Origin of the sequence: Alcaligenes faecalis (assembly GCF_005311025.1) — a bacterium.
Taxonomy (GTDB): Bacteria; Pseudomonadota; Gammaproteobacteria; order Burkholderiales; family Burkholderiaceae_B; genus Alcaligenes; species Alcaligenes phenolicus.
This window is the reverse complement of record NZ_CP031747.1, coordinates 1,057,095-1,077,842: the sequence shown is the minus strand read 5'-3', so window position 1 is coordinate 1,077,842 and position 20,748 is coordinate 1,057,095. Positions and strand designations below refer to the sequence as shown.

The following is a 20,748-nucleotide window of genomic DNA, read 5'->3' as shown; positions in this document are numbered from 1 at the left end:
ATCAACAAGCGTGTTGATTACAGCGAGTCAAACGGATCCTGGGTGCTTGGCAAGCCGGTGTCATCCCCCAGCACAAAGCGCGGGATAAATTGCAGCACATACTGCCGCATGGCCTCGACCAGGCGCTGCGCATCCGGACGCAGTTCGCGGGATCGCAAAGACACCACACCGACCATATAAGGAACGTGGATATCAATCGGGCGCAACACGACGTTGGGCAGTGGCAGGCCGTGGGCGGTAAAGGGGTCAATCAAGGACACGCCTACCCCTTGGCTGGCCAGAACCAGGCCTTCCAACGAGGAGGCAACCTCGATATGACGGATATCTTCCGGGGCTTCCGGGCTGGCACGCAGCAAGGCGGTTGCCAGGGTATGACGCAAGCGGTGGCGGTTCTGGATAGAAATCAGGGGGGTGCCCTGAATATCACTGAGACGCACCAGTTCCTGTTTGGCCAGGGGATGATTGACGGCCATGCCCAGCAGGCAGGGGCTTTGACCTGACCAATGCAAGGTGCAGCCATCAATGTCCAGCGGCAAACTGGTCACCGCCAGATCGGCCCGTCCTTCGTCAATGGCTTGCACCACTTCTTCCGGCTTTACCGTATCAATAATCAGCTTTTGCTTGAAGGCCGGATCGTGCTGCTCCATGATGCCCAGCGCTTGCGGCACCAAGCCAATCGCCAAGGCGTGAGTAGTCACAATGCGCAGAGGTCGCAGGCCCCCACGGGCGATTTCCAGAGCGCGGCTTTGCAGCACCTCCAGATTCATCAGCACGGGCCGGGCTTCCAGATAGAACTCGCGCCCTTGTTCAGTCAAGGTGACCTGCGGACGGGTACGGGTAAAAAGCCTGAAGCCCAGTTCCTGTTCCAGCTCCTGGATCTGGCGGCTAACCACTGGCTGAGAGCGGTCCAGCAGTCTGCCAGCAGCGGTAACACTGCCAGCAGACATCACCGCTGCAAAGGCTTCTAATTGGCGAATTTCCATGTCGTTCTATGTGAATGCCGCATTTATCAACACGGAATATTCTAATGCGGAATAGTTAGCCGGACTAGCGTTTCACACCGAAACATTGATCCAGCGTGGGGAAAGAACCATCACGCACTTCAGCCGCGTATTGACCGGCTGCCTGGGAGATCAAGGCACCCACATCCGCGTAGGGTTTGGCGAATTTGGGGATCTTGCCATTGGTCAGACCCAGAATGTCTTCCGTCACCAGAACCTGGCCATCACATGCGGGGGACGCACCGATACCGATGGTCGGAATGGCGATGGTTTCAGTAATACGGCGGCCCAGACCTTCTGCCACCCCTTCCAGCACCACCCCCCAGGCACCCGCCTGTGCGTGAGCCACAGCGTCTTCCAGCACACGTTGGGCAGCGGCATCTGTCATGCCTTGAGCCTTGTAACCGCCCATGGTGTTGACGTACTGGGGCATCAAACCCACGTGTGCCAGCACGGGCACGCCGCGCTCGACCAGGAAGCGCGTGGTTTCAGCCATGGCCTGACCGCCTTCCAGCTTCACCGATTGGGCACCGCTGATGGCGAGCATACGCGATGCATTGGCAAATGCCTGCTGGGGTGATTCCTGATAGCTGCCAAACGGCATATCCACGACAATACAAGCATGTTGAGTCGCACGCACCACGGCAGCAGCATGGGCCGCCATCATATCGACCGTAATGCTCAGGGTATCGGGCATGGCATAGCCCACCATAGCGGTCGAATCGCCCACCAGAATCATATCCAGGTGCTCGTCCAGCATACGTGCGATAGGCGCGATGTAGGCTGTTAATGAAGCAATTTTTTGTTTGCCCTTGCAGGCGATCAAGGCGGGTACGCTAACGCGGACCTGCGTGGTATGTACGCTCATACTTACTCCAGCTGGAATCCCATAGAGCTAAAGCTTATATGGGATCATGAATGATGCAGATTGCAACATCTTAAGAAAAAATCCAGTCGACGCCTCTATAATCGCCGCAGGACAAAAAACAATAAGCTAATTTCCTGCCTACGTACAAGCTTCGCGTGTCCATCCCATGCGGATTCATGTCCTTTTAAGGACTTTTGCTTTGACACCGCCTGTACTCTAGAGCCCGATCGTTCCCAATGCGCGGTGGTTTCATCAGCCATGTCCTGGCTGTTTTGCCGTGCACTCAACCGAGGAGAGACCTATGTCGACTACCCCCCCAACAATCACCTTCCACGACGATAACCGTGCGCCACAACTGGGCATGGGCGTGTGGCAGGTACCTGCCGAGCAAACGGCCGATGTGGTGTGCAGTGGCATCGAAGCAGGCTACCGCCTGATCGATACCGCCGCCATCTACGGTAACGAGGCCGAGGTGGGCCAAGGGATTCGTCAGTCCAAGGTGCCACGCGAAGAGCTGTTTGTGACCACCAAGCTGTGGAATGACATGCATGGCCACGACAATACCCGTGCAGGCTTTGAAGAAAGCATGGACAAGCTGCAGCTGGATTATGTGGATCTGTACCTGATTCACTGGCCCGTGCCCAAGAACCGCCAGTACATCCAGACTTGGGAAACGCTGATCAATCTGCGCAATGAAGGTCGTGTGAAGTCGATTGGGGTGTGCAACTTCCTGCCCCAGCACCTGCAAACCTTGCTGGACAAGACGGGTGTGTTGCCCGTACTGAACCAGATCGAGCTGCACCCCGGCTTTCAGCAGGCTGAATCGCGCCATTACCACGAAGACCACGCCATCCAGACGCAAGCCTGGAGCCCGCTGGGATTGGGCACGCTGTGGGACAACCCGGTGTTGAACAAGATTGCCAAGGAACATGGCCGTTCCGTGGCGCAAATCATGCTGCGCTGGCAGATTCAGCTGGGCAATATGGTGATTACCAAGTCCAACTCCCCCGAGCGCCAGCGCGACAATATGGACATTTTCAGCTTTGAGCTAAGCGAAGCCGATATGGCCGCCATTGCCAGCCTGGATCAGGCCGACGGCCGTCTTGGCCCGGATCCAGAGCTGTTCCGCCTGCCCAAAAGCACCGTCCAGGACTAAGCCTTGGGGCGCACCCGACGCGCAGGCCCGGACAAGAAGGCTGCAAGAAGGGGCGCCAGGGCAAACAACCACAGCAGAGCCTGCGCCGACTGGCGTGCGCCCTGCACCCCACCGGGGTCCACAAAGCCCGAGGCTGTCGTAATGATTCCTGCCAAGGCCGCACCCAATGCCATCGTGAACAACTGCAAGGTGGTAATGGCGGCCGAGGCAATATTCTCCTGCCCCTTGGGCGCGGAATGAAATACCCGCGTCAGCAAATGCGGCCAGGCCAGACCAATCCCCACTCCGACTCCCAATAAAGACAGGTACAAGGCCCAGGAATAGTCTATGCCCTCACTCAAGCCTACCCACGGGATAAAGACGCCCAAGGCAGCCAATGACAAGCCCGAGAGCACAGGCCCGGCAATAATCATGCGATCCCCGGTTTTCAGCCCCCGGCTGGAGCTGGCAATAGAACCCAGGGTCCAGCCGCCTGACATCAAGGCCGTCAGGTAGCCTGCTTTCAGCGGGCTCATGTGGTGGATGATCTGCAGGAAATAGGGAATGAAAATTTCCGTTGCCACGGCCACGCTGACCAGACCAATACCGGCATACAGACTGCCCAAGGCCGTGCTGATGGAGTAAGTGCCCTGCGGAAACAGGCGACTGGTGGACTTGCTGTCGGCACGCGCCATCAAATAAACCAGAATCGCCCCGCCCAGCACACCGGCCAGATTGATCATCCAGGAAGTAGACAGGCTACCTGCGGACATGACCAGCACAGAAGCGGTCAGCAGCAATACCTTGCCCAAAGTGGAACCGGATTTACGGGTTTCAGGCGCACGCGCATCGCGCAATTGCGTCCAGACCAGAATCGCCAGCAAAGCAGCACATGGCAGGACACTCCAGAAGGCCAGACGCCACTGTCCCATCTGGGCAAATACCCCCCCAATCGCCGGGCCCGACAAGGTTGCCACGCCCCACATACTGGACACCAAGGCCATGACGCGCGGCCAAAGTCGCTCTTCAAATACCAGCCGGATCGAAGAATAGCTCAGGCCCAGCAGCAAGCCGCCGCCCAAACCTTGAATCGTGCGGGCAAAGAGCAGGAAAGGCATGGAAGGCGCTGCCGCGCACAGGGTCGTGCCAATGGCAAAGAACAGCAAGGACATCAAGAAGCTGTGACGCAGACCCAGTTTTTCCAGAACTTGTGGCGACAGGGCCGAGCCCAGAATCGAGGCCACCACAAATAGCGTGGTATTCCAGGCGTAGTACTCCAGCCCGCCGATATCCTCCACCACCGAGGGCAGAATCGTGGTCGCCACGTACACGTTGATCGCATGAACGGCCACGCCCCCGGCCAAGGCCAGTGAGCGCAAGCCATTACGGCCAGACAGGAGTTCAGACCAAGACGCTTCTTGGGTATTTGCCATTTTTCTTTATCCAAACAAAGAGCCGGCAACCGTGCCGGCCCTTCAAACACACCAGTGCGCCAGTTGCACAGGGCACAACTGACGCACTGTTGGGCGTGCATGCACACGCCTTGACCTGCTGCCAGGCTTACGCTTTCAACAAGCCCCGCAAAACGTACTGCATGATACCGCCGTGACGGTAGTAATGCGCTTCGCTAGGCGTATCAATTCGGACCAGAGCCTCGAACTCGATATCGCCCGCACGCACTTTGACCTTCTCGGGAATCTTGTCCTGATTCAGGGCGGTAATGCCTTCAATATCAAAGATTTCATCCCCCGCCAGGCCCAAGGTTTCGGCGTTCTGACCAGCCGGGAACTGCAAAGGCATCACGCCCATGCCCAGCAGGTTGCTGCGGTGAATACGTTCGTAGGACTCGGCAATAACTGCACGGACGCCCAAGAGCACCGTACCTTTGGCCGCCCAGTCACGCGAAGAACCCGAGCCGTATTCCTTGCCGGCCAGAATCACCAGCGGGACAGCGGCATTCAAGTAATTGCGCGAGGCATCGTAAATCGTGGCCACTGGTGCACCATCTTGCGTGAAGTCGCGTGTATAGCCGCCTTCTGTACCCGGAGCCAATTGGTTGCGCAGACGCACGTTGGCGAAAGTGCCGCGAATCATGACTTCATGGTTACCGCGACGCGAACCGTAGGAGTTGAAATCCTGCGGTTTGACATCGTGATCCATCAAGTACGTTGCCGCAGGCGAGGTACGCGCAATCGAACCGGCGGGACTGATGTGATCGGTTGTCACTGAATCGCCCAGCTTGGCCAGCACGCGCGCACCTCGAATGTCCGAGACGGGGCTTGGATCGCGCTTCAGATCAATGAAGTAAGGCGGTTTGCGCACGTAGGTGGAATCATCCTGCCACTCGAAACGATCCCCTTTGGGGGTAGGCAGAGAGCGCCAGCGCTCGTCACCGGCGAACACATCGGCATAACCATCACGATACATATCCGAGGCAATCGCCTTGCTGATCACGTCCTGCACTTCAGCGGCAGACGGCCAGATGTCTTTCAGGAATACATCCTTGCCATCGCTGCCCTGCCCCAAAGGCTCGTGGTACAGGTCAATATCCATGGTGCCCGCCAAGGCGTAGGCGACCACCAGCGGTGGCGACATCAGGTAGTTCATCTTCACTTCGGGGTGAATACGGCCCTCGAAGTTGCGGTTACCGGACAGCGTGGACACCACGGCCAGATCGTTCTGGTTAATGGCCTGGCTGACCTCTGGAATCAAGGGGCCAGAGTTACCGATACATGTAGTGCACCCGTAGCCAACCAGATCAAAACCGAGCTTATCCAGATAGGAAGTCAGGCCTGCACGCTGGTAGTAGTCCGTAACCACGCGCGACCCGGGGGCCAGACTGGTTTTCACCCAAGGCTTGCGGCTCAAGCCCTTTTCCACGGCTTTCTTGGCCAGCAGACCAGCGGCCATCATGACGCTGGGGTTGGAGGTATTGGTACACGAAGTAATCGCGGCAATGACGACCGAGCCATGATCCAGCGTGCACTTGCTGCCATCGGCCAGCGTAAACTCCACCGCCGCTTTCCGAGGTGCTGGCGGCTTGTGCGAAGGCACGTCCGACGCGGGGAAGCTTTCTTCCACGGCCTCATCGTAGGTCGCTACATCGTCGCCCAGCAAGTCGCGCACAGCGGTACGGAATGCCGGTTTGGACGAAGACAGCGCAATGCGGTCCTGGGGACGCTTGGGGCCAGCAATCGAAGGAACAACGGTGGACAGATCCAGCTCCAGGCGCTCGGAGTAGCGAGGCTCGTGCTGCGGATCGTGCCACAGGCCCTGAGCCTTGGCGTAGGCGCGTACCAGTTCGATCTGCTCTTTGCTGCGGCCCGTCAGCTCCATATAACGCAGGGTTTCCTCGTCGATGGGGAACATGGAGATGGTGGAGCCGTATTCAGGGCTCATATTGCCGATAGTGGCACGGTTGGCCAACGGCACAGCGCTGACGCCGGGGCCGTAGAACTCCACAAACTTGCCGACCACCCCATGCTGACGCAGCATATCGGTAATCGTCAGCACCAGGTCGGTAGCCGTGGTGCCCTCAGGCATTTGACCCGTCAGCTTGAAGCCCACAACGCGAGGGATCAGCATGGAAATGGGCTGGCCCAGCATGGCGGCTTCGGCCTCGATACCGCCTACGCCCCAGGCCACCACGCCCAGACCGTTCACCATAGGCGTGTGCGAGTCCGTGCCCACACAGGTATCGGGATACGCCAGCTGACGGCCTTGTTCATCACGCGTAAAGACCACGCGGGCCAAATGTTCCAGGTTCACCTGGTGAACAATACCGGTGCCCGGTGGCACGACCTTGAAGTTATCAAAAGCACTTTGGCCCCAGCGCAGGAACTGGTAGCGCTCCATATTGCGCTCGTATTCGATTTCCACGTTGCGTTCAAACGAACTGGGCTTGCCAAAGTCGTCCACGATCACCGAGTGGTCGATAACCAGCTCTACCGGTGCCAGGGGGTTGATTTTTTGCGGATCACCACCCAAGGCCTGCATGGCTTCACGCATGGCGGCTAGGTCCACAACGGCTGGCACACCAGTAAAGTCCTGCAGCACAACGCGTGCGGGGGTAAAAGCGATTTCACGATCGGGCTCGGCAGCAGGGTCCCAAGCGGCCAGGGCGCGAATATCATCGGCCGTGACATCGCCACCATCTTCGGTGCGCAGCAAGTTTTCCAGCAGGATCTTCAAGCCATAAGGCAGGCTGGCAACATCCAGGCCATCTCCACGAACCGCATCTAACCGATAGTAGTCGTAGGACTGCCCGCCGACATCCAACTGGTGCAAAGCCTTAAAACTATCTACGCTTTTCATATCGGGATCTCCATGGAAAAGTGCCGGCCGATACCATCCAATCTACCCAGCCAGCGATACACATGTGGTAACTGTCTATTGGTCTAGACCATTTCACATCTTACACTCTGGCGTAATCCCCTGCCCTGCGCGACGTCCTTCCTGTGGCCTTAGGTCACACCTCCTCAAACTCGGAAACATTCTTTACGTATAATGTTTTAGGCGTCTTACGCCCGTCTGTTCGGCCTCCCCCGCCCCTCCCTTTACTTCGAGCGTTCGCCCATCCTCATGTTTTTTGTTGATCTGCGCCGGCTGATTCTCTTGCTGGCTACTGCCAGCAGTCTGCTGACCATGGGCTACACCTTGTATGGAGCCTATTCAGCGGAGCGTTCCTTGCTGATCGAGCAAGCTCTGGAAAAGAACCGCGCCTACGCGCTGAAACTGGCCAGCAGCACCGATGCCTTCATCGCCAATTTGCAACAGCAACTTCGTTATAGCGCCAACGAACTCTCCCGTTCCCTGAATCAGGGCAACGAGCCCATGCTACGTGACGAAGTCAGACGCCTGAAAGAACAAAACAACAGCTTTAACTCGGTTTTGATTCTGAATACCGAGGGCCGGGTCCTGGCCAATGCTCCCCAACAGCTCAACCTGCTTGGCACGACACTGCGGGGGGAAGGCACGCAACTGGCACTGAAAACCCGGAAACCCGTGGTCAGCCCACCCTATCTGTCCGCCACCGGGCGCTTGCTGATCTTCCTGTCCCACCCGATTTTTGATGCAGAAGGCAATTACAAAGGCCTGGTAGGCGGTTCCATCTACCTGCACGAGCCCAATAGCCTGAACGCCTTGCTGGGCGAGCACTTTTACCGTGATGGTTCTTACATTTATGTAGTCGACCAGCACAAACGGCTGATTTTTCACCGTGACGTCGCCCGGATTGGCGAAGTCATACACGGCAACCCGGCCATTGACGCTGTCAGCCAGGGCGAGAGTGACGCTCTGTCCCTGCGCAACGTGAAGGGCGTAGACATGCTGGCCGGTTTCGCGCCCAGCAACGATGTGAAATGGGGAGTCGTGGTGCAAAGCCCCACCAAAGTGGTGCTGGATGAATTAACGGTCCTGCTGGGCAAAGTACTGCGCAATTCCATCCCCTTTTTCCTGGCCGTGCAGATCCTGATCTGGATGTTGGCCATGCTGATCGCCAAACCCTTGCGACAACTAGCTCGCCAGGCTCCGCATCTGGATTCAGCCAAGGCCAGCTCGCGCATCGAACAAGTTCATGCCTGGTATTTTGAGTCCCGCCAGATCAAGCTGGCCATGTTGCTGGGCTTGAAACGTGTTAATCGCAAAATGGGCGTCATGGATGTGGAGCGCAATACCGACCCGCTGACCGGGCTGAATAACCGCCGGGGCATGGCTGTTGTGCTGCAACAATGGAAGGAAACGGACACCCCCTTTTCCGTGCTGACGGTGGATATTGACCACTTCAAACGCGTGAACGACACCTACGGGCACGATGTGGGCGATCTGGTGCTGAGCTTTCTGGCCGACACCATGCGGGCCTGTACCCGCGATACCGATCTGATCTGTCGAGTCGGGGGTGAAGAGTTCTGTATTTTCCTGCCCGATCAGGATGTAGACCAGGCCGTGCAACTGGCCGAGCGCCTGCGCATTCTGATCAGCGAAACCAATAGCCCAACTGGCTCACCTATTACGATTTCCATTGGGCTGGCGCACTGGCCCTTGCATGCCCGAGAACACAGCACAGTGTTGAAACTGGCGGACGAAGCGCTTTACAAGGCCAAGCGCAATGGACGCAACCGCGTAGAAATTTGCGATCCGGCCGCCAGCGACGCTCAGAGCAGATCAGCTTAAAGACGGCGCAAGACCTTGATACGCACATCCACCTGAAGATCCAGGCTCGTCAATTGACGAGCCTGCTCCAGCCCTTGCGCGCTGGCTCGGAACAAATGGGGCGTCATCAAGAGCAGATCGGCAATTTTCTCTTGTGAATCAAGGCTGATCTGACAACGAACACGTTCAACAGCTTCCAGACTGAAACCGACCGGGGACTGCGGAGTCTCGTCCTTGTCGGCTTTCAAGGTCGGATAAATAATGCGGCGCAGTTCCAGCAAATGGTCTGGCCCCGCTTCCACCTGCACCCAGATACCGCCCGGCTTCAACGCCCGCAAGAACTCCTCGGGCACGGCAAAACCAAACATGCACAGCAAGGCATCCAAAGTACCATCCGGCACGGGCAATTGTGCATTGCTACCCACCAGCCAACGTATGTCCGAGGAGCTGCGCGCTGCTGCCATGACGGCCCACTTGGAAATATCCAGACCAATCAGGGCCAACTGCCCTTCCTGATCCTGCTGACGCAAATAACGCGGGTAATAGCCTTCGCCACAGCCCGCATCCAGACAGGCATAAGGCGCCTCTCCTTCCAGGCCATCCATCAAGGCACGCCACACGCCGGCGGCGATAGGCTCGTACACACCGGACTCCAGATAACGACGTCGCGCCGCCACCATTTCCTTGCTGTCGCCCGGATCGCGTGAGCGCTTGTTTTGTACAGGAAGCAGATTGATATAGCCCTGGCTGGCCGTATCGAAACAATGGCCCGAGGGGCAGCGCCAGCTGGGAGCCTCAAACGAGAGCGGCAAGCCGTCCAAAGGACAGCACAGTTTCTCGAACAGGGGCGGGGAAAGGTCAGACATGAATGAATCGCTCTACGGCCACCGTGGCCAAGGCGATAGTGTAGCGCCCCGGCCTGTCTGTGCCGGGGCTCAGGATGAATTTACGACTCGGTCGCAAAGGCCAGCGCGTCGCGCAGCAAGGCCTCGATCAGGGGCTGGATGTTGTGGGCCGCCTCTTCTTTGTAATCAAAGGGCCACTGCTCTTCCATATAGCAGCACTGCGCCATTTCCAGCTGCACAGCATGGATGTTCTGCTCGGGACGTCCGTAGTGGCGGGTGATGTAACCACCTTTGAAACGGCCATTCAACACGCTGCTGTAGTCTTTGTTGGCCGAGGCGGTTTTCATCAGACGCTCGCTCAAGGCAGGATCACAACTCTGGCCATTGGCAGTCCCGAAATTCAGATCCGGCAGGCGGCCTTCAAAAAAACGCGGCACGACCGAACGAATCGAATGCGCATCCCACAGGACCACACGGCCATGCAGGGCCAGCAAACGCGTCAGCTCTTCTTCCAGTTTCTGGTGATACGGCAGCCAGATGGTCTCGCGACGCTGGGCAACCTCACGCTCGTCCGGTTCCTGGCCAGGCTGGTAAATGGGTTCATCGCCAAACGTGTCCACGGGACACAGGCTGGTGACGCTTTGACCGGGATACAGGCTGGCATTGTCCGGCGGGCGGTTCTGATCCACCACAAACCGCGAATACGTCGCCACCAGCACGGATGCACCCAGTTTCTGGGCGCACTCATACAAGCGTGGAATATGCCAATCCGTATCCGGCACCTGACGCGCTGACTCCGTAAAACGCGCCTGCAAGTCCGAAGGCACGTAGGTGCCCGAGTGGGGCATGGAAATCAACAAGGGGGCAGTGCCCGGATAAAACTCAAAGGCAGCAGGTACGGTCATGGCAGACTCCAGTCTGTTTCAGCACACAATCAAGAAGGAATAGGATACAGATCACCCCGGCGGTGCTGCCAGGCCGGAAGTGATTCACGCATGCGCTGCACGCGAGCGGGGTCCAGATCGGCGCAAATATAGCCTGGATGATCAGGCATACAGGCCAATACGGTGCCCCAAGGGTCAATAATCATGCTGCGACCCAAGCACGGCATGGCGGGACCGGGACCGCCAATCTGCGCGGCGGCCAGCACGTAACACTGATTTTCAATGGCTCGGGCGCGCAACAGCACTTCCCAGTGGTCACGGCCGGTATGCACATTAAAGGCGGCGGGCACTACCAGCACATTCGCGCCACGGGCACGCAAGGTACGGAACAGCTCGGCAAAGCGCATGTCGTAGCAAATGCTCAGGCCCAGATTCAGATCCCCGACCTGCACATTTTGCAGATGCTGGCCGTGGCAGAAATCGTCGGACTCGCGGTATTCCAGACCGTTCACCACCGCATCGTACAAATGCACTTTGCGGTATTGCGCCACGATTTCGCCCTCTGGTGAAAACGTCACGCTCGTGTTGCCCAGGCGATGATCATCAGGACGGCGCTCGTGCATGGAACCCAGATGAATCCAGGCACCGGTGCGGCGCGCCAGGCTGGCCATGTGATCCGTCACCAGACCCGGAATGGGCGTGGCATTTTGCTGCAACCATTCCGTATCAGCACGTACATCGCTGTACTCGGGAGTCACAATCAGTTGTGCGCCGTCTTTGGCAGCGGCCAGCACCCAATGTTCTAGCTGGTCCAGATTGGTTTGGCGGTCGCGGCCGCTATCCAATTGAACCAGGGCAACACGTGTCGTAGACATACTTTTATCCTTTCGGACCGGCTCAATACTGCAGGGCGCGGGCCGTTTCCAAGGCCAGACGGGACAAGACACCCGCTCCCTGGCCACCGTATAAAGAGGTGCTGGTGCGGCCATCGGTAAAGCCATCGGCCATCACAGCCAGCACCACACTGCGTTCGCCCATCGTCAAGATACCGGCGTCGTGACGCAAGCCGGGCAAGGAGCCGGTCTTGTGCGCCAGTTGGGCGATAGAAGGCAAAATTGCCGCAAAGTGACCTCGTTCACGCTGATCCGCCAGCATGTCCAGCCCCTGCTGACGCAGGCTTTCCGGCAGGGCAGGCGAATGCAATAGATACAGCAAGGTCGAGCAGGCATCCTGAACGGTCGTCCAGTTGTCTTTACCGGCCTCGCGCGCCTTCATGTCCATCATGTGGCGCTGCAAATCCGTATGCTGCAAACCGGCCTGGGCGCTCCAGGCGTTGATGTTATCCATGCCCAGCAAGTCGATCAGGGCATTGGTGGCGACGTTATCGCTCAGGATAATCATCAGCAGGGCCAGCTCGCGCAGGCTCAGGCTGGGCACGCCGGGCAGCTGGCTCAAGATGCCAGTGCCAGGGGTACGGTCGCCCTCGGGCAGAGGGTAAACCGTATCCAGCGACAGCTTGCCCTGAGCAACTTGCTCGAGCAGGCACAGGAGCATGGGCGTTTTGATCAGGCTGGCCGAGGGCATGACGCGCTGCGCATGCCACTCGAACAAGGAGGTACCGTCGGTAGCGTAGACCGCCATCGAAATACGGGCGGACTCCTGGGTCAGCAAAGGCTCCAGTCGTTCCTGCAGGCGCTCACGAACCAGTGGCGCATCCAGCAACTCGCTTCCTAAGGTAAACATACACACTCTCCTTCAGTACTCAGACCAAAATCATGAACAGACCGGCGAACATCAACAAGTTGATGATCATGACCGCCCAGCCGTTATACAACATGTATTTGAGCTGAGTGGATCGCGCCAGGCCCATCTGGCCGAACATGTCCGAAGAGGGGAAAGGACCAAACCAGTCAATCTGCGAGCTGCCCAGAATAACGGCAGCGGTAGCTGCAGGGCCCACACCAGCCGCAGCCAGAACGGGGCCAAAAATCTTGGCAGTAAAGGTCATCTGCGCGACGGCCGCACCCGGTATGTGACCGACCACGTTAAAGGCCACAATCAACATGCACAGCACAGCGCCACTAATACCCACCAGATACGGTTGTACCGAGTCCAGCAAGGCGTGGTAGGCGTTCAGCTGATCCACCAGCACCAGCACCGGGTTGAACAGCCAGAACAGGAAGAAAATCCAGATCAGCTTGCCCGCACCGGCATACATGGCCTGCAAAATTTCACGTGGGTTCATACCACCGGCCAGACCGGTTGCCGCACCCAGAGACACCATCACGATAATGGCGTAAGCAAAGCCGGCCTTGGAGGCGATACCCACCGCAGCCAGACCCACGATGGTGATGCAGAAAGCCCAGGCAGCGCGCACAGCCTTGGGCGAAGCCTTGGCATTCACGTCAAAAGCAGCCTGACCTTGCGAGGCTTCTTCGTACTGGAAATAGTCCTTGGTCATCTTCTGAATGCGACCGGACATGAACCAGCCGGTCAGCAAGGTCGCCGCTGCCATGGGCAAGCCAGCAACCAGCAGGTAATCGGTGTAGCTCAGACCGGTCAGACCCGTCACGGTCACCACGTTAGGGGTGAATGGGCCCAGCACCAGACCGGCGGAACCGGCACTTTGGAACAAGGCAGCCACAGCGGGAGGGGACAGGCGCACGGCCGCGGCAATTGGAATCACCACCGCAGCAATAATGGCGTTACCGCCAGCCAGCGTACCCAGAGCGCCACAGATCAAGGTGGAGGCCACCATGATGCCCAGACGCACACGCACCGGATTGGACAAGCCAATACGCTTCACAATGGCTCGCACCAATTGCTCGGCGGCACCCGTACGGGCAGCCACTTCACCCACCCCGGCGCCCAGCACAATAATCAAACCCACCACGGCAATGAACGAGCCCAGAGACTCGGCCAGCAGTTTGCCCATGGCAATGGGCGTGGTACTGGTCATGATGGCGCCCAATACAATCGCACCAATCGTGGCCAGAACAATATCCACACCCAACAAGGCGATAAGCGCAAACACCACTACCGGCGTCAAGCCCCACAGGGAGTTTTCACCCGGCATGTAAAAGTGGGTGTACAAGGCAATCGCCATGCCAATTAAAAACACCACCATGGCAGCATTGCGCTTGCCCGTTGGCATTTGTTGCTGAATGACACTCATGTCGTCTCCTTAACGATCCTTCCTGGCCAGTTTTCAAAAACCGACCTGCATGTGATGCAATCGCCCTGCCCTGGTTGACCGCCCCAGATCACAGCGACTGTTTTCTTGTCCGACGCGCCGCTTATAGCGGGATAATCGGCGCATCCAGGCTTTGTGCCTGAGCGGCAAAGGCGCGATCAAGCACCTGGCCGGGCCGCTGCTCCGGGGCAACAGGGTGAACCTGTACGCCATTCACAAACACGGTCTGCACACCTTGAGACGGTAAGGTGGGCTCTTCCCAGGTGGCGCAATCTTGCACCGTTTCGGGATTAAACACCACCAGATCCGCCCAGGCGCCGACTTGCAACACGCCGCGGTTTTCCAGCCCGAAGACCGAGGCAGGCATGGCGGTCATTTTGGCAACCGCCTGCTCCAGGGACATCAGGCCATCTTCGCGTACGTACCGCCCTAAAATGCGCGTGAAACTACCCCACAAACGAGGGTGGGGATGCGCATCCGCAGGCAATCCGTCCGAGCCCACCATGCAACATGGGTGGCTGAAAATGCGCTGGACTTCTTTCTCGTCCATCGCAAAATAAATCGCGCCAGCAGGCAGCAAACGCCGTGCGGCAGTTTCCCGGTCGCAGCCCCACTGCTCGGCAATCTCGGCCAGATACAGGCCATTGCACTCGGGGTGAGGCTCGGACCAGGTAATACGAATCTGGTCTATGGTGTGGGCGCGCTCGGGGATCAGGATCGTGGAGCTGCCCGAATAGGGATAAATATCCAGGGTGGCCTGCACGCCATCGGCGCGGGCCCGATCAATATTGGCCAAGGTATGGCTGCTGCGGCCCCAGTTGGCCGGCATCATGCACTTGTGGTGCGACACCAGGGTGGCGCACTGCGTCTGGCGGCCTACCGCCAGCACTTCTTCTACCGACTCCTGCACCGTGTCGCCTTCATTGCGAATATGACTGGTGTGCAAAGAGCCTTTGGAAGCGGCAACACGGGCCAGACCTTCCAGTTCGGCCGGCTCGGCCATGCAGCCGGGCTCGTAAGCCAGGCCGGTGCTAAAGCCCACGGCGCCTTCTTCCAAGGCCTTGGCCAGCAAGGCTTCCATGGCCTTTTGTTCATCGGCATTCGGCTGGGACAAGGGGTCCTGCATCACGGCCATGCGCAGATTCGCGTGACCGACCAAAGCCGCCACGTTGATCATGGGCTTGAGCTTGCGCACGGCTTGCACGTACTGCGCCATGTCTTCAAACAAGGGAGAATCGCCCAGCAAGGCCAAAGCCGCTGCCGAGTTACCGGGCAAAGGAGCCGGGAAAGCGCTGACGCCACAATTGCCGACCACAACCGTCGTAATGCCCTGGCTGGTTTTCCAGTCCAGAACAGGCCGCTCGATGAACATCAAGTCATCATGGCCGTGAGTATCAATAAACCCGGGAGCCACCACATGGCCGCTGGCGTCCACCGATTGATCGGCGTGCCAGGCGCTCAAGTCGCCCACGGCGACAATCCGTCCTTCTCGAATACCCACATCACCACGCCAACGCGGGGTGGCCAAGCCATCAATAATCCAGCCATTGCTGATCTTGACGTCCAGCCTGCGGTCGTCTGTCTGCATCTACGTCTCCACTAACCCTCCCACAAAAAGGGGAGTTGACCGCATTATCCAAAGGTATTATTAATATGAAAAATTGTTTAAGTTAATTGATTAATCAGAAAATGATATGGACAGACTTCCCAAGCACATCACGCTCAAGCACTTGAACGCGTTTGTCGCCGTGGCCCAGGAGGCCAGTTTCACCCATGCCGCGCGTCGTCTTTTTCAAACTCAATCCTCGGTCACGGGCCTGATCCAGCAGTTGGAAGTTGCCCTGAACACCACCTTGTTCAACCGCACCAGTCGGCGTGTATCCCTGACGCCTATTGGTCAGGAGTTCCTGCCACGCATCACCCGCCTGCTGGCAGATTTTGATGGCGCCATCAGCGATGTCATGCGTTATGGGGAATTGAAAAGCGGGCGGGTCAGTGTGGCCGCAGCGCCGTCGGCCATTACGGATTTGATAGCACCGGCAGCCGCCAATTTCTCCCAGCAGCATCCGGCGGTCCGTCTGTATTTACGGGATGACAACTCGGGACGCATTCAACGCCAGATCGTGGCCGGGGAGATCGACTTTGGTCTGACCAGTCCCTGGGCGGATGTCCAAGGGCTGGACAGCCAACCCTTGCTGGAAGACCAGTTTGGCGTGCTCTATCGCAGCGACGACAAGCTGATCAAACCGGATGCCAACAACACGGTCAGCTGGTCTGCTCTGGATGAACGCAAACTGGTCGGCGTCGTAGACGAAACCGGGATCATGGCGGTGCTGCAGTCCCGTCCGGACCTGCCCATCGAAACCTCGGCCCCGTTTTATGAAGCGTCCAGCACCACCTCGCAAGCAGCGCTGGTGCAAAGTGGTCTGGCCATTGCCCTGCTGCCCGCCTTGGCGGCACAACGGGTCTTGATGCCCGGTCTGAGCTTCTCCTTGCTGCAGGCCCCCACGCTGGTCCGTACCTTGTGTCTGATGTTTCACCAAGAACATGACTTGACGCCCGCGGCGGCGGCATTGGTCGATGAGGTGCGAGCCTACGTGAAAAAAGCTCCTTTACCGCCTGGATGCCGCGCTCTGTAAGCATGTGCAAATATGGTGGGAGACAGTCTTGGGCTCAGTAACAATAAGGACGGCAAGTCGCGTCCCGTTTTTCTCGCGACTTGGCCCTGACTGCTCGACCCTTTCCCTTCGATAGACGAACAGCAAAGCCGGACGTAGAATCGCCTTCAAGCCTCGCCTGATCAGAATGCCGTCATGCCAGTGCTTCTTCTCTGGTATCGATCGCACACAGGGCGACCCTGCAGGTCATTGTCCTGCTCTCCAGGAGAAGCCATATGACGCAGTCCTCCGCGGCATCCAGCAACGCCAAGCCGCTTCACATTGACGACATTACCGTCGTAGATAACAGCAAACTTAAAAAAGCCGTAACCGCCGCTGCCTTGGGCAACGCCATGGAATGGTTTGACTTTGGCGTTTACGGCTTTGTGGCCGCCACCTTGGGTAAAGTCTTTTTCCCCGATGCCTCTCCCGCAGTACAAACCATCGCCGCCTTGGGTACCTTCTCGGTGCCCTTTTTGGTGCGGCCTCTGGGCGGAGTGTTCTTCGGGCTGATGGGAGACAAGTTCGGGCGTCAGAAAGTGCTTTCCCTGACCATTATCATCATGGCCATCAGCACCTTCCTGATCGGCCTGATTCCCTCTTATCTATCCATCGGCATCTGGGCACCCATTTTGCTGCTGCTGTGCAAGCTGGCCCAAGGCTTTTCCGTAGGCGGTGAATACACTGGCGCGGCAGTTTTTGTGGCCGAATACGCGCCCGACCGGCAGCGCGGGTTCCTGGGGAGCTGGCTGGACTTTGGCTCTATCGCGGGCTTTGTTCTGGGCGCCGGTTTGGTCGTGCTGCTGCAAACGTCCCTGACCGAAGAGACCTTCCAGGATTGGGGCTGGCGCATTCCTTTCCTGATTGCCGGTCCACTGGGTATTTTGGGCTTGTACCTGCGCCATGCCGCTGAAGAGACTCCCGCCTTTACCGAGCAACTGGAAAAGATGGAGAAAGAAGACCGCGCCGCCCTGACAGAGCGCCCCACGGTTTCCTTTGGCGAGATCTTCTCCAAGTACCGCAAAGCCCTGCTAATTTGTATTGGCATGGTGCTGGTTACCAACATCACCTATTACATGTTGCTGACCTATATGCCTACCTATCTGTCCAGCAGCCTGGGCTATGCCGAAGAACATGGTGTCTTCATTATTGTGGTGGTGATGATAGGGATGCTGTTCGTGCAACCGGTGGTGGGTTTTGTCAGCGACAAGATAGGTCGCAAACCCTTTCTGATGGCCGGTAGTCTGGGCCTGCTGATCTTTGCGATTCCCGCCTTTCACTTTATTGGTAGCGACAGCAATGTGCAGATCTTCCTGGGGCTGCTGATTCTGGCCGTTTTACTGAACTGCCTGACCGGGGTCATGGCCTCTACCCTGCCCGCCCTGTTCCCGACCCGGCTACGTTACAGTGCCTTGGCCGCCTCCTTTAACATCGCCATTATTGTGGCGGGCCTGACGCCTACGGTTGCGGCCTGGCTGGTGGAGCAGACCAACAACTTGCTGGTGCCTGCCTACTATTTGATGTTTGCCAGTGTCATCGGCTTGATTACCGCCCTGTTCCTGCCCGAAACGGCGAACCGCCCCTTGCGCGGCGATACACCTACCGCCTCCAACCGCATGGAAGCCAAGGAACTGCTGCAAGAAGCGTATGACCACATCGAACAAAGCGTGCAAGATGTGGAAGAAGCCATTGCCAAGGCCGAGGAAGAACTGGAAGCCTTGAAGCAAAAACGCCAGCGTCTTGTGGACCGCCACCCCGAGCTGGATTAATAAAACAGTCCTCTCTATATAGAGGGTAGGTGCTGTCGGATGGGGGGCCTGAAACGCCCCCTGCAACTTTCACAGCGGCAACGCCAAACCGCTTGTTCCCGTAGAAAAAGCCTGAATCTGCTTCAAGTCAGATTCAGGCTTTTTTGTGGCGGCTCAGGATTCAAACAGGAATCCTCCAAGCCATCGTTCAGAACACGGTATTAAACCGTCAAACCGCCCGACACTTCCAGCGTCGTGCCATTGATGAAGCTGGCTTCATCCGAGGCCAAAAACGCATACACATTGGCGATCTCTTCAGGCTTGCCCATGCGGCGCAGCCAGCAATGATCACGAAAGCCTTGCAGCACTTTTTCGGGGATGGTTTTCAGAATGTCTGTCTCGATAAAACCGGGACAGACGGCATTGACGCGTATCCCCTTGGGGCCCAACTCCCTGGCCCAGGTTTTGGTAAAGCCTATCACCCCGAACTTGCTGGCCGCGTAATTGGTTTGACCATAATTGCCGTACAAACCCACCACGCTGGAAGCGTTCAGAATGGAACCGCTTTCCTGCTCCAGCATCACCGCGGCCACGGCCTGAGTGAAGTTGAAAACCGCTTTCAGGTTCACATCAATCACATCATCAAATTGCTGCTCGGTCATGCGTACCAGCTTGGCGTCCTTGGTGATCCCGGCATTGTTCACCAGCACATCAATGCGGCCAAACTTTTGCTTCACATCCGCCACCATGGCGTCAATCTGTGCACGGTCCGTCACATCCACGGTATAGCCTACGGCGGTAACGCCATTACCACTTAAAGACTGCGCTGCTTGATTGACGGCATCCGCATTACGATCGCACAACACCACAATCGCCCCTTCCTGGGCAAACTTCCTGGCTGTTGCCAAACCAATTCCAGCTGCCGAACCGGTGACTATGGCCACTTTATCTTTCAATCGCATTCCAGCTACCTTTTAGAAATTGTTCAACGCTGTTGTGCAAACAAAAGGGCTTGACCGCAGCCGTACAGACCTTTTCCTGTGGTCTTGCTTGCACCAGCACACTGTTTTGTACTCCGATCACAGGCAGACCGCCAGTCACGATGGGCAAACTGTACACAGATACAATGGCCCCGAAAGGGGCCATTTGAACAACGGGATAAGGGCGAAATACACATGCGCCATAGCCCTGCTCGAAAACCAGGACAGGCAGCCAGCAAACCACGGCCAGCGTCATCGCAATAGACGATCAGAACCAGCAGCCGTCACTGAAAATCAGTTGCTTTCCCATGGCAGATCCGGCGCAATCAAGGGTTCACCGTCATAGCCATGCACCACACCAAAGCGCTCATGGGCCGCACGCCAATCGCGTTGTGCCTGGCCGATGACATCCTTGTTTTCACCAACAAAATTCCACCACAGCACCAGCTCCTCGGTGTACGGCTCGCCACCCAGCACAATGACTCGGCTGCCGGCACTCAGACTCAAGCTCAACTGCGTCAGGCCACGGCCCACATAGGCCAGTTCATTGGCCTCGAACTGCTCGGACTGAATACCCAGGGTGCCTTGCACGACTAAAAAGCCATACTCAAACTCGGGGTTCAAATTCAGTCTCACTTCCCCAGCCTTGGAGCTGCTCAAATCCATCCCCACCATAGGCGAATACATTTTGCTGGGTGCCTGATGCTGTGCATAGGTACCGGCCAGCAGGGTAAAGTCGCACTCGTCCTCACGCCAATGAGGCAAGTCAGGATGGTGGTCAAAAGCGGGTTCACAGGTGGCGTCCTTGGACGGCAAGGCAATCCAGAGCTGAACCGCATGCAGCTTGTCCTCGCCGGGCAAAGACTCCTCGGTATGGCTGATACCGCGTCCGGCTGTCATCAAGTTCACCTGACCAGGCTTGACCACTTGCACATGGCCCAGGCTGTCACGGTGCAGAACCTCGCCCTGAATCATCCAGGTAAAGGTTTGCAGGCCAATATGCGGATGAGGGCCCACACGCAGGCCGGATCCCGACGTGAACACGGCGGGCCCTGCATGATCCAGGAAGCACCAGGCCCCCACCATGCGCCGTTCCGAGGAAGGCAGAATCCGGCTGACGGTAATGCCCCCACCCACTTGTGCGCCGCGCCCGGCAACACGTTGAACACGTTTTTCGCCGTTGATGTCTTCGGGACAATCAAAGGATGAAGAGACTTCGGAACTGTGTGTACTCATGGGTCGAACTCCTGAAAACAGATCTGGGGGCTGGGTTTCAAACAGCCAAAA

At 57.6% G+C, this 20,748-nt stretch carries 16 protein-coding genes; 4 read left to right on the top strand and 12 right to left on the bottom strand.

Going from position 1 to position 20,748, the window contains the following annotated elements; genetic code table 11:
• Positions 1 to 17: 17 nt before the first annotated feature.
• Together D0C27_RS04935 and panB are read right to left on the bottom strand one after the other, a co-directional pair.
• On the bottom strand, positions 18 to 983 hold the full coding sequence (locus D0C27_RS04935) for a LysR family transcriptional regulator (protein ID WP_009456820.1): 966 nt from the start codon (positions 981 to 983) through the stop codon (positions 18 to 20).
• Between the two features lie 64 nt (positions 984 to 1,047).
• The gene (panB, locus tag D0C27_RS04930; RefSeq protein ID WP_009456821.1) at positions 1,048 to 1,869 is read right to left on the bottom strand and encodes a 3-methyl-2-oxobutanoate hydroxymethyltransferase; all 822 of its coding nucleotides are present in this window, start codon (positions 1,867 to 1,869) and stop codon (positions 1,048 to 1,050) included.
• 301 nt (positions 1,870 to 2,170) lie between these two features.
• Between panB and D0C27_RS04925 the strand changes: the two genes are divergently transcribed.
• On the top strand, positions 2,171 to 3,025 hold the full coding sequence (locus D0C27_RS04925; protein ID WP_022983645.1) for an aldo/keto reductase: 855 nt from the start codon (positions 2,171 to 2,173) through the stop codon (positions 3,023 to 3,025).
• Here the strand turns inward: D0C27_RS04925 and D0C27_RS04920 are convergent.
• Together D0C27_RS04920 and acnA are read right to left on the bottom strand one after the other, a co-directional pair.
• Entirely contained in the window at positions 3,022 to 4,437 is a 1,416-nt protein-coding gene (locus tag D0C27_RS04920) for an MFS transporter (protein ID WP_137430535.1), read from the bottom strand. The two genes, D0C27_RS04925 and D0C27_RS04920, sit on opposite strands and share 4 nt — an antisense overlap.
• Before the next feature lie 127 nt (positions 4,438 to 4,564).
• Positions 4,565 to 7,318: an aconitate hydratase AcnA gene (acnA, locus tag D0C27_RS04915; RefSeq protein ID WP_137430534.1), complete on the bottom strand. Its 2,754-nt coding sequence runs from the start codon at positions 7,316 to 7,318 to the stop codon at positions 4,565 to 4,567.
• A 267-nt stretch (positions 7,319 to 7,585) separates the two neighbouring features.
• Here acnA and D0C27_RS04910 point away from each other — a divergent pair, with 267 nt between their 5' ends.
• On the top strand, positions 7,586 to 9,175 hold the full coding sequence (locus tag D0C27_RS04910) for a sensor domain-containing diguanylate cyclase (protein WP_035269803.1): 1,590 nt from the start codon (positions 7,586 to 7,588) through the stop codon (positions 9,173 to 9,175).
• Here D0C27_RS04910 and D0C27_RS04905 read toward each other — a convergent pair.
• The 6 genes from D0C27_RS04905 to D0C27_RS04880 all read right to left on the bottom strand — a co-directional run bounded on the left by D0C27_RS04905 (position 9,172) and on the right by D0C27_RS04880 (position 15,664).
• Positions 9,172 to 10,020: a putative RNA methyltransferase gene (locus D0C27_RS04905; RefSeq protein ID WP_060185464.1), complete on the bottom strand. Its 849-nt coding sequence runs from the start codon at positions 10,018 to 10,020 to the stop codon at positions 9,172 to 9,174. The two genes, D0C27_RS04910 and D0C27_RS04905, sit on opposite strands and share 4 nt — an antisense overlap.
• An 80-nt stretch (positions 10,021 to 10,100) precedes the next feature.
• Complete coding sequence (hutG, locus tag D0C27_RS04900) at positions 10,101 to 10,904, bottom strand: N-formylglutamate deformylase (RefSeq protein WP_137430533.1); 804 nt, start codon at positions 10,902 to 10,904, stop codon at positions 10,101 to 10,103.
• 29 nt (positions 10,905 to 10,933) lie between these two features.
• Positions 10,934 to 11,758: a carbon-nitrogen hydrolase family protein gene (locus D0C27_RS04895; RefSeq protein WP_137430532.1), complete on the bottom strand. Its 825-nt coding sequence runs from the start codon at positions 11,756 to 11,758 to the stop codon at positions 10,934 to 10,936.
• Positions 11,759 to 11,780: 22 nt separating this feature from the next.
• Positions 11,781 to 12,626 carry a serine hydrolase gene (locus tag D0C27_RS04890; protein ID WP_009456850.1) on the bottom strand — a complete coding sequence of 282 codons (846 nt, stop codon included), beginning with the start codon at positions 12,624 to 12,626 and terminating at the stop codon, positions 11,781 to 11,783.
• 19 nt (positions 12,627 to 12,645) lie between these two features.
• Positions 12,646 to 14,058 (bottom strand): gluconate:proton symporter, encoded by a 1,413-nt coding sequence (locus D0C27_RS04885; protein WP_137430531.1) that lies wholly within the window; start codon positions 14,056 to 14,058, stop codon positions 12,646 to 12,648.
• Between the two features lie 121 nt (positions 14,059 to 14,179).
• Positions 14,180 to 15,664, bottom strand: coding sequence for an N-acyl-D-amino-acid deacylase family protein (locus tag D0C27_RS04880; RefSeq protein ID WP_035269787.1), 1,485 nt, complete (start codon positions 15,662 to 15,664; stop codon positions 14,180 to 14,182).
• 106 nt (positions 15,665 to 15,770) lie between these two features.
• On the opposite strand from D0C27_RS04880, the gene D0C27_RS04875 reads away from it, so the two are divergent.
• Together D0C27_RS04875 and proP are read left to right on the top strand one after the other, a co-directional pair.
• The gene (locus tag D0C27_RS04875; RefSeq protein ID WP_035269784.1) at positions 15,771 to 16,715 is read left to right on the top strand and encodes a LysR family transcriptional regulator; all 945 of its coding nucleotides are present in this window, start codon (positions 15,771 to 15,773) and stop codon (positions 16,713 to 16,715) included.
• 254 nt (positions 16,716 to 16,969) lie between these two features.
• Complete coding sequence (gene proP / locus D0C27_RS04870; RefSeq protein WP_115634556.1) at positions 16,970 to 18,502, top strand: glycine betaine/L-proline transporter ProP; 1,533 nt, start codon at positions 16,970 to 16,972, stop codon at positions 18,500 to 18,502.
• A 200-nt stretch (positions 18,503 to 18,702) separates the two neighbouring features.
• Here proP and fabG read toward each other — a convergent pair whose 3' ends face one another.
• A complete protein-coding gene (gene fabG, locus D0C27_RS04865) occupies positions 18,703 to 19,443 on the bottom strand; it encodes a 3-oxoacyl-ACP reductase FabG (protein ID WP_009456856.1) in 741 nt (246 codons plus the stop codon).
• A gap of 312 nt (positions 19,444 to 19,755) precedes the next feature.
• Positions 19,756 to 20,697, bottom strand: a complete 942-nt coding sequence (locus D0C27_RS04860; RefSeq protein ID WP_137430530.1) for a pirin family protein — start codon at positions 20,695 to 20,697, stop codon at positions 19,756 to 19,758.
• Positions 20,698 to 20,748: the final 51 nt, after the last annotated feature.

Excerpts from the sequence above, each read along its gene's own strand:
- D0C27_RS04880 (WP_035269787.1), bottom strand. The coding sequence starts at position 15,664 with ATGCAGACAGACGACCGCAGGCTGGACGTCAAGATCAGCAATGGCTGG.
- D0C27_RS04925 (WP_022983645.1), top strand. The coding sequence starts at position 2,171 with ATGTCGACTACCCCCCCAACAATCACCTTCCACGACGATAACCGTGCG.
- D0C27_RS04920 (WP_137430535.1), bottom strand. The coding sequence starts at position 4,437 with ATGGCAAATACCCAAGAAGCGTCTTGGTCTGAACTCCTGTCTGGCCGT.
- D0C27_RS04935 (WP_009456820.1), bottom strand. The coding sequence starts at position 983 with ATGGAAATTCGCCAATTAGAAGCCTTTGCAGCGGTGATGTCTGCTGGC.
- D0C27_RS04890 (WP_009456850.1), bottom strand. The coding sequence starts at position 12,626 with ATGTTTACCTTAGGAAGCGAGTTGCTGGATGCGCCACTGGTTCGTGAG.
- D0C27_RS04895 (WP_137430532.1), bottom strand. The coding sequence starts at position 11,758 with ATGTCTACGACACGTGTTGCCCTGGTTCAATTGGATAGCGGCCGCGAC.
- acnA (WP_137430534.1), bottom strand. The coding sequence starts at position 7,318 with ATGAAAAGCGTAGATAGTTTTAAGGCTTTGCACCAGTTGGATGTCGGC.
- hutG (WP_137430533.1), bottom strand. The coding sequence starts at position 10,904 with ATGACCGTACCTGCTGCCTTTGAGTTTTATCCGGGCACTGCCCCCTTG.
- D0C27_RS04860 (WP_137430530.1), bottom strand. The coding sequence starts at position 20,697 with ATGAGTACACACAGTTCCGAAGTCTCTTCATCCTTTGATTGTCCCGAA.
- proP (WP_115634556.1), top strand. The coding sequence starts at position 16,970 with ATGACGCAGTCCTCCGCGGCATCCAGCAACGCCAAGCCGCTTCACATT.
- fabG (WP_009456856.1), bottom strand. The coding sequence starts at position 19,443 with ATGCGATTGAAAGATAAAGTGGCCATAGTCACCGGTTCGGCAGCTGGA.
- D0C27_RS04875 (WP_035269784.1), top strand. The coding sequence starts at position 15,771 with ATGGACAGACTTCCCAAGCACATCACGCTCAAGCACTTGAACGCGTTT.
- D0C27_RS04885 (WP_137430531.1), bottom strand. The coding sequence starts at position 14,058 with ATGAGTGTCATTCAGCAACAAATGCCAACGGGCAAGCGCAATGCTGCC.
- panB (WP_009456821.1), bottom strand. The coding sequence starts at position 1,869 with ATGAGCGTACATACCACGCAGGTCCGCGTTAGCGTACCCGCCTTGATC.
- D0C27_RS04910 (WP_035269803.1), top strand. The coding sequence starts at position 7,586 with ATGTTTTTTGTTGATCTGCGCCGGCTGATTCTCTTGCTGGCTACTGCC.
- D0C27_RS04905 (WP_060185464.1), bottom strand. The coding sequence starts at position 10,020 with ATGTCTGACCTTTCCCCGCCCCTGTTCGAGAAACTGTGCTGTCCTTTG.